14 protein-coding genes are annotated in these 15284 nt (G+C 48.3%); all 14 read right to left on the reverse strand.

What is annotated here, in order from left to right; translation table 11 throughout:
- Positions 1 to 53 precede the first annotated feature (53 nt).
- The 14 genes from ACYZZ0_RS08440 to ACYZZ0_RS08505 all read right to left on the reverse strand — a co-directional run bounded on the left by ACYZZ0_RS08440 (position 54) and on the right by ACYZZ0_RS08505 (position 15278).
- Entirely contained in the window at positions 54 to 515 is a 462-nt protein-coding gene (locus ACYZZ0_RS08440) for a flagellar basal body-associated FliL family protein (protein ID WP_461536161.1), read from the reverse strand.
- A 145-nt stretch (positions 516 to 660) separates the two neighbouring features.
- The gene (locus ACYZZ0_RS08445) at positions 661 to 2130 is read right to left on the reverse strand and encodes a flagellar hook-length control protein FliK (protein WP_461536162.1); all 1470 of its coding nucleotides are present in this window, start codon (positions 2128 to 2130) and stop codon (positions 661 to 663) included.
- Positions 2130 to 2480: a flagellar protein FliT gene (locus ACYZZ0_RS08450; RefSeq protein WP_461536163.1), complete on the reverse strand. Its 351-nt coding sequence runs from the start codon at positions 2478 to 2480 to the stop codon at positions 2130 to 2132. Before ACYZZ0_RS08450 ends, ACYZZ0_RS08445 begins: the two co-directional genes overlap by 1 nt.
- Positions 2473 to 2865 carry a flagellar export chaperone FliS gene (fliS, locus tag ACYZZ0_RS08455; RefSeq protein ID WP_461536164.1) on the reverse strand — a complete coding sequence of 131 codons (393 nt, stop codon included), beginning with the start codon at positions 2863 to 2865 and terminating at the stop codon, positions 2473 to 2475. Before fliS ends, ACYZZ0_RS08450 begins: the two co-directional genes overlap by 8 nt.
- Positions 2866 to 2881: 16 nt before the next feature.
- Positions 2882 to 4261, reverse strand: a complete 1380-nt coding sequence (fliD, locus tag ACYZZ0_RS08460) for a flagellar filament capping protein FliD (protein WP_461536165.1) — start codon at positions 4259 to 4261, stop codon at positions 2882 to 2884.
- 340 nt (positions 4262 to 4601) lie between these two features.
- Positions 4602 to 5036: a hypothetical protein gene (locus ACYZZ0_RS08465; protein WP_461536166.1), complete on the reverse strand. Its 435-nt coding sequence runs from the start codon at positions 5034 to 5036 to the stop codon at positions 4602 to 4604.
- A 542-nt stretch (positions 5037 to 5578) separates the two neighbouring features.
- Positions 5579 to 6694, reverse strand: coding sequence for a flagellin N-terminal helical domain-containing protein (locus tag ACYZZ0_RS08470; RefSeq protein WP_461536167.1), 1116 nt, complete (start codon positions 6692 to 6694; stop codon positions 5579 to 5581).
- A 168-nt stretch (positions 6695 to 6862) separates the two neighbouring features.
- Complete coding sequence (locus ACYZZ0_RS08475; protein ID WP_461536168.1) at positions 6863 to 7936, reverse strand: flagellin N-terminal helical domain-containing protein; 1074 nt, start codon at positions 7934 to 7936, stop codon at positions 6863 to 6865.
- A gap of 367 nt (positions 7937 to 8303) precedes the next feature.
- Positions 8304 to 9440: a flagellin gene (locus ACYZZ0_RS08480; RefSeq protein WP_461536169.1), complete on the reverse strand. Its 1137-nt coding sequence runs from the start codon at positions 9438 to 9440 to the stop codon at positions 8304 to 8306.
- 414 nt (positions 9441 to 9854) lie between these two features.
- Positions 9855 to 11078, reverse strand: a complete 1224-nt coding sequence (locus ACYZZ0_RS08485; protein WP_461536170.1) for a flagellin — start codon at positions 11076 to 11078, stop codon at positions 9855 to 9857.
- Positions 11079 to 11241: 163 nt separating this feature from the next.
- Entirely contained in the window at positions 11242 to 12387 is a 1146-nt protein-coding gene (locus ACYZZ0_RS08490) for a flagellin N-terminal helical domain-containing protein (RefSeq protein WP_461536171.1), read from the reverse strand.
- Positions 12388 to 12548: 161 nt separating this feature from the next.
- Entirely contained in the window at positions 12549 to 13706 is a 1158-nt protein-coding gene (locus tag ACYZZ0_RS08495; protein ID WP_461536172.1) for a flagellin, read from the reverse strand.
- A gap of 113 nt (positions 13707 to 13819) precedes the next feature.
- Positions 13820 to 14953 carry a flagellin gene (locus ACYZZ0_RS08500; RefSeq protein ID WP_461536173.1) on the reverse strand — a complete coding sequence of 378 codons (1134 nt, stop codon included), beginning with the start codon at positions 14951 to 14953 and terminating at the stop codon, positions 13820 to 13822.
- 175 nt (positions 14954 to 15128) lie between these two features.
- The gene (locus tag ACYZZ0_RS08505; protein WP_461536185.1) at positions 15129 to 15278 is read right to left on the reverse strand and encodes a flagellin; all 150 of its coding nucleotides are present in this window, start codon (positions 15276 to 15278) and stop codon (positions 15129 to 15131) included.
- Between the last annotated feature and the right edge of the window lie 6 nt (positions 15279 to 15284).

The following is a 15284-nucleotide window of genomic DNA, read 5'->3' on the forward strand; positions in this document are numbered from 1 at the left end:
GGTTGGAACAAGCAGTACTGTTCGCTATTGGCTGTTCAGTTGACCATTCAGGGCTACTGCACAACAAACTCGGTAAACAGGACATCACCGAGTGCCTGAAGCCCGGTATCTCTCAGCAATACTTCACGCAGCTCTTCAACGGTTTTACGTCGTATCATTTCAAAACCGCCATCAGCCAGCAGGGTTTCGGCAGTTTCATTACGCAGCATGCTGATCACGGCATTACGAATCAGCGGCGTTTTCTTCTCAAACTGTTCATACAGGTTGGGATCACCGGTAACCAGTACCGGCGTTACCTTGAGATAACGGGTACTGCCACTGGCTCCCAGGTTGACGACAATGGGTGCCATTTCGTAGTACATGGGCTCCATCACAGCATCCGCTGTATCATCGGCTCCCATTCCCAGCCAGTCACAACCGCCAAGAAGCGGAACACTGAGTACCAGCATGACGGCCATGACAGCTGACCGAGCCTTTCCCTGGATTTTCCCCTGGATCGTATGAATCTGTTTCATTGTTCACTCTCTGCTTGCCATTAGCGGGGTCACCATTTTTTATTTCCCTGAGGATGTGACATCACCCTTTAATAGCTCTTTTCAGTACGTTGAATCAGGCTGCTTTCCACGCTCATGGCTGATTTTCAAGCTCATGGCTGTTTTCTCAAACAAAAGCATCCAGCATATTCACTGAGTTCAACGACGACATATGGCCTGACAGTGTCGCCTCACTTGTTGCTTCACCATCCATGGACAGGTCTTCTCCTGCACCATAGCTACCGGGCTTTTTCACAGCACCGCCAGCAAAATACTCATCCTGATGTTGCTGGGCATCACCACCCTGCTGTCCGGTTTCGACATCAACATTCACCAGATTCAGACCCTGCTCTCCGAGCGAAGTCCGCAGCTGGTCAAAGCGTGATTCAATGATGTCCCGGACCGGCATCACCGTGGTATGAAACCTCACACTTAACTCATCACCGTTCAGTGATACCTTGATACCCAGTCTGCCCAGCTCCGGCGGATCCAGCCTAATTTTGGCTTCCTGCTGGCCTTTGCTGGCCATCATTACCAAGCGCTCACCCATCGCTTCACTCCAGCGTGCCATATCACCATTCATGGCAAACGACTGAGGTGTTGGAATAACTGACTGCTGTACTTGCGGTGCAGGTGACAGGGCACTGTTCAATTGGGCAGGTGATGCGGAAGAAACGGACTGTGTCGCACCGGAAGAGACTGCATGTGATGGTGCTGACAGATCAGAAGCTGCTGCCATTTTGGTCAGCTGCAAATTCAGGTAATCCGATGTCACCGGGCGGGAGGCTGTTGCTCCAGCCAGCATTCGGGAGAAGACCTCGTCTTTTTGTTCCCTTCGATCCAGTGCCGGTAGGGCATTTCTGGATTCACCAGGTTCACGGGTAGTGAGTCGTTCCTCAAGAGACAAATCTTCGGCATCCAGACCCGGCGCCAGCAATATGTCATCGGCACTCTCAGCCGGCATCATCGTTCCTGAGGGATAAATACCTGCCTGCAGCATATTTTGCTGAGTTCGCTGCTCAGTAGCCTGCATGGCAGCATTGATGCTCATACCCTCACGAGCTCCAACCAATGCAGCCTCAATGGCGGGTCCCAGCTTGGGGACCGAAAGCACAGCTTGTTCCATGGCCACCTGAGCACTCACCGATTGGATAACGCCAGCAGGAAATGTTGTTGGCAAACCATTACTGTCATCACTTCCGGACTGACTGCCAGGTTGCTGAGAATGGGGTTCTTGTGTCCACAGGTTAATGAGTGATGCAATGACCATTCCTGCAGTTTCTGCATCTTCTGAAAGCTCAGAATGACTCTCTTCTTCAGCAGCCAACTGCAAATAGTTTTCAAACTGTACTTTCAGCTGTTCCAGCGCTTCCGGATCCAGCTGTGAGAAAGGGTTTCCTCCAGTTTCCGGAAATACAGTATCAAACTGTTGTTTAGCTGCATCTTTAGCAACAGCCATCGCAACATTGAAATCTGCAGGCTTGCCCTCGGCTGTATTGTTCAGTTGTGTATGGACCAGACCATTATTAGATCCATTGGAACCCGAGTGATCTGCAGCTGAAGGGGAGAGCTGCAAAAGATTTCCCATGCTGGCCATCAGCGATTTCCTCCTGCCAGCATGCCGTCCCTGTATGCAGCCATGGCATGTTGTGCATGCCGTATACTGCCGAGTTTCTGCTTCAGCTGTTCACGCTCACGATTGCAGTCGTTTATCACTGAACGATACTCAGTCATCAGCTGATCGATCAAAGCTTGTAGAGATGCGGGAAGCGGATCACTGGCAGTGTTCATTTTCAACTGACCCAAGCATTGGTTGATTCGATCATCAATGCCGGGCAGGACATCCCACCGGTTGTTCTTATGCGCCTGTCGCAAAGCCAGCAAACATTTGGACAGCATTTGTTGCTGCTGGGCTAACTGCACTGATTGCGACTGCGGTTCAGCCATGCAGGGACGCCTCCAGCTGATCCCAGCCAGACTTGATTTCAACCAGAATACCGGAAACCTCATCCAGGATTTCCGGTTCATTCGTCAAATTGGCCTTGGTAATCCGCTCACTGCAGTATTGATAAAGACTGGCCAGATTACCGGCAACCTCACCACCGTCATCCAGATCAAGACCGGTACGCAGTGCTGCCAGAATATCCAGGCATTTGCCAAGACTAATCCCTTTGAGGCTATAGTCCTTACGTTCCATTGCACCACGGCTGCGAGCAATGTTATCCAGAAGTGCTTCAAACAACATTTGTACCAGCCGATAAGGACTGGCTACTTCTGCCTGAGTCGCCGCATTATTGTTTTGATAGGCATTCAGAGCCTGCATGTTTCTCATTGGGCACTACTCAAAATCAGGTTCGAGGAACAGTATTCAGGGAATTCATTGATTGCATGGTCTGGTTCATCTTTGAAACAGCCAGATCCAGCTGAACCAGCTGTGACCGGTATCGTTTATCCAGCTGCTTCTGACGATCATTCAGACCTTTCCAGTCATCTTTGATATCTTTCAATTCATCATTAAGGGAATCGACACGTTTCTCGATCAATCCCTTGGAACTGTCAGTAGATTTGTCGCTTGAATCATCACTGGAGCTTTTACCGAGATAGACGTCCATCACGTCCTGCATTTCGGAGAAAAGTCCTTTCTCACCGGTAAAAATCGCTGCGACATCATCTGGATTGTCTTCCAGCGCTTTCTTCAGATCGGCTTTATCAAGCTTTAACTGACCATTGATATCTGTGGTAATACCAAGATCTGTCAGCTTTTTTAAATCTGCGCTGCCCAGGGGACTGGTAAATGTACTCATTTCCGTTCTGAGCTGACGCTGCAGATTGGTTACCATGGTGTCGCCGGCAAGAGGTGGACGGGTCTGACCCACAACAGACTTGGTCAGCGTACCGACATCTTTCATCAGCGTATTGTAGGCTTCGACGAAGCCTTCGATTGATTTGGACATCTTGTCGGTGTCCGCTTCAATCGTAAATCGGTAGGCTTTGCTGGTATCAACATCCTTGAGATTGATAGTCATGCCGGGAATGGCATCATCAACCTTGTTGTCCGGGCTGGTGATTTCAATACCATCAAGAAAAAACACCGCATTCTGCGCCGCATCCTTTTTAGCCGGAGCCAGATCGGCTCCATCCTTCTTGACGTTAAAGCCGTAATCTTCTCCGGTTTTACTGGAAGTCAGGGACAGGTATGCACCATCCTTGGCATTGACCAGGTTAGCCTTGACCCCGGTGTTGTCCGGATGGTTATTGATTTTTTCAACAACCTTGTCGAGAGGCGTGTCTTCATCCAGCTCAATCTCAAAACTTTTACCATTCTGTTCAATGGTATATGTGCCGGAAGCCACCTTGGGCGGATCATCTGAACCCGGAGCAGGAGCGATCGTTGCAAAGGTTTGTTTTTCAGCCGTTGCCAGCTTGTTAACCTGCAGATTGTAGGTGCCGGGAACTACGCCTTCATCCGTTGTGACCGAAAAATAATCTTCAGCATCAGTACCGTAATTCACTTTCATCGAGCCGAATTTTTCCGGCTCCTGCAGCGGTTTTATCGCGTCGAAAAAAGTCTGGAGCGATTTTTCCAGCTGACTGATGGCTGCCAGCTCGGTATTAATTTCATTTTCTTTACGCTGCAACTGATTCTGCTTGGGCTGTAAATCCGACTGCACCATGACCTGAACCATCTGGTCAATATTCAGCCCGGTACCCAATCCAACAGACGACATAAACTGACTCCCTACTTCTGCCTACAGCTTCCGTTTCCTGCTTAAATTTCCGCTCTTTCCCGCTACAGTCATGGGATTAAAGAAAACAGCCATGAAGCAGTACAAAAATGCCGGATTACACCCATACAAAGCAATGAATGTGCCATTCGCTGTATACAACTAACGATTCAGATCACGAAAAGGTGATAAAAAGAAGGGGAAAACAGGAGATAGGCGCAAGCAAATACAACATAATTTGTACGACAGCGCTTGCTTTTCAGTGATGACGCGCGCCTTGATTTCAGCCAAAAATCAAGGCGGTATTTATGAATAGTTATTCATAAATTCAAACAGCAACCACTCAGGCTTCTGCAAGGTAACCTCCATCATAGTCATTCAGCATATCCATAGCTTGCTCAGCGCTGATCCGACGAATAAAACGTCCTTCAGAATCTTTCAGATCAATAATAACCTGGCCCTGCATCCGGCTTGGTTCACAGTACAAACCGATCTCGTCCATCAGGTGCTGTAGCTTCTTCAGCAGCCCATCAAACGCAGGGAAATTTTTTTCCCCTTCCGCTAAGGAGTGATTTTCACGCTCATTTTCTGCATTTATCGCAGCCATTCTCACAGCAGGGGCCACTGGCTCGATTCGACCGTAATCGGAGTCAGTTCCGGACACCAGCGTTTTACTCGAAAGAAATTGGAACATGTTTATCTCCGTTTTTTTGGCGAATGTGTTCTCTGTATCGGGAAAAAATTGTCCTGCTTTCGGAAAAAGCAGGGATGCAGGCAAAAAGACGTAAAAAGCACTGCACCCCTGTATTCAACAAAAGCGGGAATGCAGGCAAAAAGACGTAAAAAGCACTGCATTCCCTTTAAAACTTTCAGCGGCTCAATCCTGAAAACCACCGATTTCTTCCACTCTTACATATGTGCAACTTGCGTACCAACTTTAGCGGAAATATGGCTGAAAGCCGCACCACACAAGGAACCTTAAAACAGCAAAATACAAAACATTAGTCGTCTATTTTAGCGAAAAATTAAATTTTTACTGCGAAAAAGGATAAAAATTTTTGGCGCATACAAAAAGCGGTGAACGGTGAACGGTGAACGGTGAACGGTGAACGGTGAACGGTGAACGGATTTTCAGTATGAGAGCAGCGCAGGGGTTTAGTAACACTCAGGGGAAAACAAGTATCCAGTGGATTTGGATATGTAGCTGGAGGAAAGCTCTGAAAGAAGATGGGCTAAGAATACAACGCCTCATATAAAAAAACGGGGAATAGCATCCTCATGCTATTCCCCGTTTTTCATTCACCCGAAGGCGAATCAGATTTAACCCAGCAGCTGAGCAGCATACTGTGGCATTTGCTTGGCCTGGGCCAGAACAGTATTACCTGCTTGTAGCATCATCTGGTTTTTGGTCATTTCGGTGGTTTCCTTGGCGAAGTCCGCATCGGTAATCCGGCTTTTGGACGTCGTCAGATTTTCCTGGGTGTTCTGCAGGTTATTGACTGTGTGCTCCAGACGGTTCTGGGCTGCACCCAGCTCTGCACGCTGCTTGTCTACCTGAGGCAAGGCACCATCCAGCACCTTGGTTGCCTGCATTGCGCCGGCACGGGTACTGATATCAATCTCCTCCAGAGATTTCTCAACTGCATCGGCTGAAACCGTTTGCGTACCTGGCGTTGTGGTATTCAGCTCCATGCCTGGTGTAGCTGCAATATCAACACCAACCAGCTCCATCTTCACCGGAGATCCTTTCAGCTCAGCACTTATTCCCAGGCGCTTCATATTTGGATCATTATTGATCGTATCAATGACTTCCTGATTGGTACTTGCACCACTTAAGTCAACAGTCACCGGCTTTACAGGGTTCCCTGCAGATAGTTTTAAATGAGTCGCTGAACCAAGACTTCCAGCTTCGAACTCCCCACCTTTCAGATCACCTTTGAGTGCGGAAGCACTCAAATCAGTAAACGACATATTCATCGTTTGACCCGCATCCACACCTACCTGGAAGCTCAGTGTCTGATCTTTGCTCATTACCGGGATACCGGCATATTCGGTTCTGGAAATGGTATCAACCTGATCGGTCAGGTGAGCCATTTCCGCCTGCAGGGCCGAACGATCCTGGGAGTTGTTGGTATCGTTAGCCGCCTGAAGAGAGAGGTCACGCATCCGGTTCAGCACACCGGTCGTTTCACCCATTGCACCTTCTGCGGTCTGGGCCATGGAGATAGCATCATTGGCATTGCGCATGGCCACATCCATTGCACCGATATCGGTGGTCATGCGACTGGCAACCTGCATGCCTGCCGCATCGTCTGCAGCAGAATTAATACGCAGCCCAGTGGTCAGACGCTGCATGCTGGTTGTCAGATTATTCTGGGCCTTGGCCAGCTGATTCTGAGCCAGCATGGCTGATGTGTTGGTTTGAGTTGACAGCATCAGTGACATTCCTTCGTATCATGTTCACTGCTGTTGCTACCGATCACAATGGGGTCGCCGGCTTCTGAACAGCAGTAACTGAAATGTTTTCTGCGTCAGTAGTCGTTCACATTCAGAAAAAGTTAAATTTTATTTTGCTGAATCTCTTGCCTGCGCCAACTCTGGCTATTAATCGAGCAGATCAGGAGCATGTTCCGGCATCTGCTCTGCCTGGACCTCAAGCATTTGATCCAGCTCGAGCATCAGCTTCCGTGTTCGAATAGCGGCTTCCCAGGACAGGGGAATGTCCTGATCCGGCCCGATCGATACTACCGGCCAGGCCTCTCCCAACTGTTGCCCGGTCAGAACTGACTCCAGTTGAGCCTGGACCGCTGCCAGATTAGCCCGCTCAGCATCAACCTGAAGCAACGCATCATCCAGAATTCTGGCCGCTATATGACCACCGATAGGTGTAGAGATATCCATATCCACAATAGACATCGGTTGCACCTGACCATTCACACTTGAGCCTGCAGTAAATGTCAGATTTTCGACGGGATCACCGACCAACAGTACCCGACCATCTTTATTGCGACCAATAAATACATCGTCCTCAAATTCAAGCTCGGCAATAACCTGCTCATCCAGCAGGGAACCATCAAATGCCAACGTCTGAGGCTGCTGCTCAGGTCCCGATACGGTGATTTCTACGATGTTGTCATCAAGTTGTTCTGACAGGTCAACCATTGCAATGTCACCACCCAGCGCCGCTGCACTGAGATCTCCGACACTCATGGTAATCTTGCTGTCATCATCCGGCCCGGTTTGAAAACTCAAATCCGAAACCGAACCTTTGAGTACATTCAGCCCCTCAAACCGGGTTTCCTCAACAGTTTTATCAATCTCGGCGACCAGCTGCTGCGCCTCACTTTGAAGACCTTCCCGTTCCTCTTCTGTTAACAGACCTCTGGCAGATTGCTTTGACAAATGCTTCAGTCGGTTCAGTAAATTACGGGTTTTGACCATCGCACTTTCAGCCATCTGCGCCAACACTGCGGCATCATTGATATGACGCATGGCTTCACTGCCGCTGTCTGTTACCGGGCGCCCGGACAGCTTGGGCTCAGGTGTATCTTTCAATGCTTCACTAACAGCCAGACGAGCACTGTCGATCATCAATTTACCGGCCAATTGAGACTGGGACATTTGCCCTGTCGTACCCGCCTGGGCAAATGGAGCAGACACACTATTTACAACCGGCATAAAAAATAACCCCAAATATCTTCGCCGAAACCTGCCGCGCTTACCGACAACCGTCATCTTTTTTTTAAGGAAATTATCCAAAGTTTTTGTGTAAGTATTGTTTTAGTTGCCTGATTTTATATTCAGCGGGTCGTTTTAGACAAAAAAAGTGTGGTTTGGGGAGGGAATCAGTCAATGGTGAATGGTGAATGGTGAATGGTGAATGGTGAATGGTGAATGGTGAATGGTGAATGGTGAATGGTGAATGGTGAATGGCTTGAGTGTGAAATGTAACTCGAACCTGTCAAGCCACTCCGGACAACTCTTCACCAATCACCTTTCACTATTCACCAAACGAAAGCAAAGCAGAGGTCTCAGTTACCGCTCATTAGCCAAGCAGCTGTATCGCATACTGTGGCATCTGTTTGGTTTGCGCCAGGACAGTTCGACCTGCCTGCATCATCATCTGGTTCTTGGTCATATTGGTAGTTTCCTTGGCGAAATCCACATCCTTAATACGCTTGGCTGATGTTGTCAGGTTTTCCTGAGTGTTCTGCAGATTGGCTACCGTATAGTCAAGGCGGTTCTGCACCGCACCGAGGTTTGCACGCTCCTTGTCTACCTTGCCAAGTGCCCCGTCCAGCAGCTTTGTAGCAATCTGAGCGCCTGCCTGACTGTTGATATCAACCTGGCTGATACTCTTCTCGCTTTCCGCCCCCGTTGCAGTTTTTGCGGTAACACCAGTACCGCCCGATACAAACTTGGCCCCATTCAACCCATCTCCTATCGCAATAGCATCACCATTTTTGTCCTTCGCAACCGTCACGCCATCCAGGTTGTTCAGTGTTTTGATGACCTCATCTTTGGTTGTGCCTTTGGCAAAGTTCAGGGTCTTGTCTGCGGTACCGTCACCATCTGAGTCAAACTCGATTGTGGCCGGACCTGCCCCCGTGGATGCAGCTGTTTTATCCACAACAGATTTGACAACTTCCTTGAGATTGGCAGTTTCAACCTTTCCCTTCAGATCGCCAGACTTCATGCTGCCAATCCCGAAGCTGATGGTTTCACCGGCCTTGGCTCCGATCTGAAAACTCAGGCCGGAAGCAGAGCCATCCAGCAGCTTGATGCCTGCAAAGTTTGTCTGTTTGGCAGTGTCGTCAATCTGGGAGACCAGCTGTGTCACTTCATCCTGCATTGCCTGGCGGTCTTTGGCAGTGTTGGAGCCATTTGCAGCCTGAAGGGAGAGATCTCGCATCCGGTTCAGCATATTGGTGGTTTCCACCATCGCGCCTTCTGCAGTCTGGGCCATGGAGATCGCATCATTGGCATTGCGCATCGCCACATCCATACCCTTGATCTGGGTATTCATTCGATTGGAGATCTGCAGACCCGCAGCATCGTCAGAAGCTGAATTGATGCGCATGCCGGTAGAGAGACGCTCCATACTGGCAGTCAGGCTATTCTGAGTCTGGCTCAGATTGTTCTGTGCCATCAGGGCGGAAGTATTGGTATTTACAGAGAGCATTGGATTGACTCCTCATTTTCTTACACTTAATGAGTCGTCTTTGTCTCATAAAAATTAAATATGTCTCGCCTTAAAAATAGATTTTTCTTATTTGAGTGTTTTTGGGGGCATAAACAGAGTGGTGAACGGTGAACGGTGAACGGTGAACGGTGAACGGTGAACGGTGAACGGTGAACGGTTTGAAGTTTGGGCTTGAGTCAGGAGAGCGGCAATACTTTGGGAAGCAGTATAGTCCAGCAGGAACAGGCAACAGGTATCAAGTTATCAGATAGATAACGCTGAAGGGCTGAGGCGAGAAAGACGACAGAAGGGGATGAAATAAATGTTCATAAAAAACGGGGAACAACACGTTCATGTCGTTCCCCTTTCTCAAGCCACCATTCACCCTTTATCAAAGAGTGAATACGACCATAATTAACCCAGCAGCTGGATCGCGTATTGCGGCATCTGCTTGGTCTGAGCCAGTACAGTGTTACCGGCCTGCATCATCATCTGGTTCTTGGTCATATTGGTGGTTTCCTTGGCGAAATCCACGTCTTTAATACGACTCATAGAGGTGTTCAGGTTTTCCTGTGTGTTTTGCAGGTTGGCTACAGTGTAGTCGAGGCGGTTTTGGACGGCACCCAAGTTTGCTCGCTCCTTGTCTACCTGTTCTAAAGCTCCATCCAGAATCTGGATCGCCTGCTGAGCACCAGCCTGAGTAGAAAGATTGATATCAGCAACTGACTTGGGTGTTGCCGAAATAGCAATATCTTGCTGTGTAGCAACAGAAGTCGGTGATGTACCAGCAGCAACAGCACTAGTAGCGACAGAGATATCTTTAAATTCTTTTAAGTTATCACCTGTTAGTACAATGTTTCCTGAATCATCAACTCCAGCCTCTAGGCCTAAGGCTTTCAAATCATTATTTTTATTAATTTCTTTTACAAGCGCATCAGCATTCGTGTCGCCTGTAGTACCGTCTGTGGCAGCTGCTGAAATATCTACCTTGATAACCGTATCAGCTTTAGATGTATCATTATTCTCAAGAGTAAGAACCAGCCCCTTCTCATTATCTGTTGCTGGAAGAGGGTTCTTATTAACAGCAGTAAGAATTGCACTACTATCAAGATTGGCAGAAGTCACATCTCCCTTAAGAGACGAAGAGCTCATATTACCAATACCAAAACTAATGGTTTCACCAGCATTAGAGCCGACCTGAAAACTCAGGCTAGAAGCATCACCATTCAGAAGGTTAATACCAGCAAAATTGGTCTGACTAGCAGTGTCGTTAATTTGGGAAACCAATTGATTGACTTCATCCTGCATCGCCTTGCGGTCTTCTGCAGTGTTAGAGCCATTAGCCGCCTGCAAGGACAAGTCACGCATCCGGTTCAGCATATTGGTGGTTTCCACCATCGCACCTTCAGCGGTCTGAGCCATGGAGATTGCATCATTAGCATTACGCATTGCCACGTCCATGCCCTTGATTTCCGTATTCATACGGTTGGAAATCTGCAGGCCGGCAGCATCGTCAGAAGCAGAGTTGATACGCAGACCAGTGGAGAGACGCTCCATGCTGGCGGTCAGGCTGTTCTGGGTCTGGTTCAGATTATTCTGAGCCATCAGAGATGATGTATTGGTGTTGATAGACAACATGGTGACTTTTCCTGTCTTTTATTCACTACAGGAGTCGTCTGGTGTGAAGGAAAATTAAAACTATCGTTTGTGAATAGTGAATGGCTTTCAGTGCGGAGGTTGACTCAAATCTATCAAGCCACTCCACACAACAATTCACCATTCACCATTCACCTAGCGAGGCTTAGCCGAGCAGCTGGATCGCGTACTGCGGCATCTGCTTGGTCTGAGCCAGTACAGTGTTACCGGCCTGCATCATCATCTGGTTCTTGGTCATATTGGTGGTTTCCTTGGCGAAATCCACGTCTTTAATACGACTCATAGAGGTGTTCAGGTTTTCCTGAGTGTTTTGCAGGTTGGCTACGGTGTAATCGAGGCGGTTTTGGACAGCACCGAGATTAGCACGTTCTTTGTCAACCTGAGCCAAAGCCCCATCGAGAATTTGAGCAGCTTGCTGCGCACCAGCCTGGGTAGAAAGATCAATATCACCCACATACTTATCTTGATCAGTGATGTTTTTGTCTGCTGCAGTACCACCACCAGACTTCACTGTCGCTTTACTGTAGTTATCAAGGTTTGGGCCTGCCAGTACAATCTCATTGGAGTCATTTAAATAAGCAGAGACACCATTCTTTTTCATCTCAGAATCAGCATTAATGGCATCAACAATATCCTGATCACTTGTGGTACCGGCACCTGCACCATCAGCATCTTCAACATCAACGACAAGGTCATCACCACTCGCATTGACCACAGTCACAGTGACCTTTTCATTGTTATTGGCTTGTAAGCTGGCTCCCAAGTTAGACTCTTTGACGGTACCTTTCAGAGCAGACGCACTCATATTACCAATACCGAAGCTGATAGTTTCACCAGCATTGGAACCCACCTGGAAGCTCAGGCTGGACGCAGAGCCATCCAGCAGGTTGATACCGGCAAAGTTAGTTTGACTGGCAGTGTCGTTAATCTGGGAAACCAGCTGATTCACTTCATCCTGCATCGCCTGACGATCTTCTGCAGTGTTGGAGCCGTTAGCGGCCTGCAGAGACAGGTCACGCATCCGGTTGAGCATATTGGTGGTTTCCACCATCGCACCTTCAGCGGTCTGTGCCATGGAGATCGCATCATTAGCATTACGCATTGCTACGTCCATGCCCTTGATTTCCGTATTCATACGGTTGGAAATCTGCAGGCCGGCTGCGTCGTCAGAAGCAGAGTTGATACGCAGACCAGTGGAGAGACGCTCCATGCTGGCGGTCAGATTATTCTGGGTCTGGTTCAGATTATTCTGAGCCATCAGGGCGGAAGTGTTGGTATTGATAGACAGCATGGTGACTGCTCCTTATTGCTTTCACTTCAGGAGTCGTCTTTTTTAGCGGGAACTTAAAGGGGTGGGGAACGGTTTGAAGTGAGAGTATCAGGCTGAGAGTGACTCAAGTCTTTTGAGCCACTCTGTACAACTGTTTACTGTTCACCCAGAGGCGAAGCCGATTAACCCAGCAGCTGAATCGCGTACTGCGGCATCTGCTTGGTCTGAGCCAGCACAGTGTTACCGGCCTGCATCATCATCTGGTTCTTGGTCATATTGGTGGTTTCCTTGGCGAAATCCACGTCCTTAATACGACTCATGGAGGTGCTCAGGTTTTCCTGAGTGTTTTGCAGGTTGGCTACGGTGTAGTCGAGGCGATTTTGAACGGCACCGAGGCTGGCGCGTTCTTTATCGACCTGGGCCAGAGCGCCATCAAGAATTTGTACAGCTTCTTGAGCACTGCTCTGATTTGACAAGCTAATACCTGCAACATTTTTTTCTACAACCGGGTCAAAGTTTTTGACAGTTGTAGTGTCAGAGGAAACTTTGATATTGGAGTAGTCTCCGATATTTCCATTTTTATCTACAAGAACAACCTCATCCTTGTCATTGAGCTTTGCTGAAATTCCTGCATTCTGGAAGTTTGTATCGTTATTAATCTTATCAACAAAGTCTTGATCAGAGATAACAGTGCCCGTATTACCTGTATCAGGATCAGTAAAGTCGATACTCAAATTTTTCGAAGTGTCAGTTGCATGAGTAATTTCAATTTTAATATTTTTATCTACAGCACTTTGCAGATCCTTGCCAAGAACCGTATCTGTTACATCTCCTTTCAGGGATGCTGCATCCATCTTACCAATACCGAAACTGATAGTTTCTCCAGCATTTGAACCAACCTGGAAGCTCAAGCTGGAGGCATCGCCATTCAGAAGATTGATACCCGCGAAGTTTGTCTGACTTGCAGTGTCATTGATCTGGGAAATCAGCTGATTGACCTCCTCTTGCATCGCCTGACGATCTTCTGAGGTGTTGGAGCCGTTAGCGGCCTGCAGAGACAGATCACGCATCCGGTTCAGCATATTGGTGGTTTCGACCATCGCACCTTCAGCGGTCTGTGCCATGGAGATTGCATCATTGGCATTACGCATTGCTACGTCCATGCCTTTGATTTCTGTATTCATCCGGTTGGAAATCTGCAGGCCGGCGGCATCATCAGAAGCAGAATTGATACGCAGACCAGTGGAGAGACGCTCCATGCTGGCAGACAGACTGTTCTGGGTCTGGTTCAGATTATTCTGAGCCATCAGGGCGGAAGTATTGGTATTGATAGACAGCATGGTGACTGCTCCTTATTGCTTTCACTACAGGAGTCGTCTTTTTTGGTGGGAACTTAAAGAGGGGGGGTGAACGGCACTCATACTGAAAGTCGTTCACCCAAAGGCGAAGCCGATTAACCCAGTAGCTGAATCGCGTACTGCGGCATCTGCTTGGTCTGAGCCAGTACAGTATTACCTGCCTGCATCATCATCTGGTTCTTGGTCATATTGGTGGTTTCTTTGGCGAAATCCACATCTTTAATACGACTCATAGAGGTGTTCAGGTTTTCCTGAGTGTTTTGCAGGTTGGCTACGGTGTAGTCCAGACGGTTTTGAACCGCACCCAGATCAGCACGCTCAGAGTCGACTTTTGCCAGAGCACTATCCAAAACTAGCGCTGCTTTTTGAGCACCCTCAGCAGTGCTAACATTTATGTTCGCCACACCACCTAAAGCATCAGAACCGTTGGATGCAGGCGTATAGCCTGCATCCAATCCAGCAAATGCTGCTGTTTCACCCACAAAGTCAACACCACCAGCTTCCTTCTGAACCGCTGTAAGCTCTAGATCATTTTCTTTCATAAAGGCATTTAATTGATCTGTCAGTTCTTCTTCTGTGACATCCGATCCAGCTTCTCCCTGAACAGTGAACTTAATTTCAGTTACACCAACACCAGCTGTTCTCAAAGTAATATCATCACCTACGTCATATTTTCCATCTGAGTTTTTAGTCAGAGCAGAATCTTTTGCAGCAACAGTATTTCCCAGATCTTTTGCAAACGCAGAATCAATACCAAAACTGATGGTTTCACCCGCATCAGCCCCTACCTGGAAGCTCAGGCTGGAAGCAGAGCCATCCAGCAGATTGATACCCGCAAAGTTGGTCTGACGAGCAGTGTCATCAATCTGGCTGATCAGCTGAGTGACTTCTTCCTGCATTGCTGCACGGTCTTCAGCAGTGTTTGAACCGTTAGCTGCCTGCAGGGACAGGTCACGCATCCGGTTCAGCATGTTGGTGGTTTCTACCATTGCACCTTCTGCGGTCTGGGCCATGGAGATGGCATCGTTGGCATTACGCATTGCCACGTCCATACCATTGGTCTGGGTTTTCATCCGGTTGGAGATCTGCAGACCCGCAGCATCATCAGAGGCAGAGTTGATACGCAGACCAGTGGAGAGACGCTCCATGCTGGCAGACAGGCTGTTCTGGGTCTGGTTCAGATTATTCTGAGCCATCAGAGCGGAAGTGTTGGTGTTAATGGATAGCATGGTGACTGCTCCTTATTTGCTTTCACTACAGGAGTCGTCTTTTTTGGTGGGAACTTAAAAGGGTAGTGAACGGCTTTCAGTATGAGTGACTAATTGAGAGTGACTCAAGTTTTTGAGCCACTCTGCACAACTGTTCACAGTTTCCTGTTTACCGTTCACCCGGAGGTGAAGCCGATTAACCCAGCAGCTGGATCGCGTACTGCGGCATCTGCTTGGTCTGAGCCAACACAGTGTTACCGGCCTGCATCATCATTTGGTTCTTGGTCATATTGGTGGTTTCCTTGGCGAAATCCACGTCTTTAATACGACTCATAGAGGTGTTCAGGTTTTC

This window comes from Spongorhabdus nitratireducens, assembly GCA_947387575.1.
Lineage (GTDB): Bacteria > Pseudomonadota > Gammaproteobacteria > Pseudomonadales > Endozoicomonadaceae > CANDOC01.

Excerpts from the sequence above, each read along its gene's own strand:
- ACYZZ0_RS08495 (WP_461536172.1), bottom strand. The coding sequence starts at position 13,706 with ATGCTGTCTATCAATACCAATACTTCCGCCCTGATGGCTCAGAATAAT.
- ACYZZ0_RS08500 (WP_461536173.1), bottom strand. The coding sequence starts at position 14,953 with ATGCTATCCATTAACACCAACACTTCCGCTCTGATGGCTCAGAATAAT.
- ACYZZ0_RS08445 (WP_461536162.1), bottom strand. The coding sequence starts at position 2,130 with ATGGCCAGCATGGGAAATCTTTTGCAGCTCTCCCCTTCAGCTGCAGAT.
- ACYZZ0_RS08470 (WP_461536167.1), bottom strand. The coding sequence starts at position 6,694 with ATGCTGTCAACTCAAACCAACACATCAGCCATGCTGGCTCAGAATCAG.
- ACYZZ0_RS08480 (WP_461536169.1), bottom strand. The coding sequence starts at position 9,440 with ATGCTCTCTGTAAATACCAATACTTCCGCCCTGATGGCACAGAACAAT.
- fliS (WP_461536164.1), bottom strand. The coding sequence starts at position 2,865 with ATGAGAAACATGCAGGCTCTGAATGCCTATCAAAACAATAATGCGGCG.
- fliD (WP_461536165.1), bottom strand. The coding sequence starts at position 4,261 with ATGTCGTCTGTTGGATTGGGTACCGGGCTGAATATTGACCAGATGGTT.
- ACYZZ0_RS08490 (WP_461536171.1), bottom strand. The coding sequence starts at position 12,387 with ATGCTGTCTATCAATACCAACACTTCCGCCCTGATGGCTCAGAATAAT.
- ACYZZ0_RS08440 (WP_461536161.1), bottom strand. The coding sequence starts at position 515 with ATGAAACAGATTCATACGATCCAGGGGAAAATCCAGGGAAAGGCTCGG.
- ACYZZ0_RS08450 (WP_461536163.1), bottom strand. The coding sequence starts at position 2,480 with ATGGCTGAACCGCAGTCGCAATCAGTGCAGTTAGCCCAGCAGCAACAA.
- ACYZZ0_RS08475 (WP_461536168.1), bottom strand. The coding sequence starts at position 7,936 with ATGCCGGTTGTAAATAGTGTGTCTGCTCCATTTGCCCAGGCGGGTACG.
- ACYZZ0_RS08485 (WP_461536170.1), bottom strand. The coding sequence starts at position 11,078 with ATGTTGTCTATCAACACCAATACATCATCTCTGATGGCTCAGAATAAT.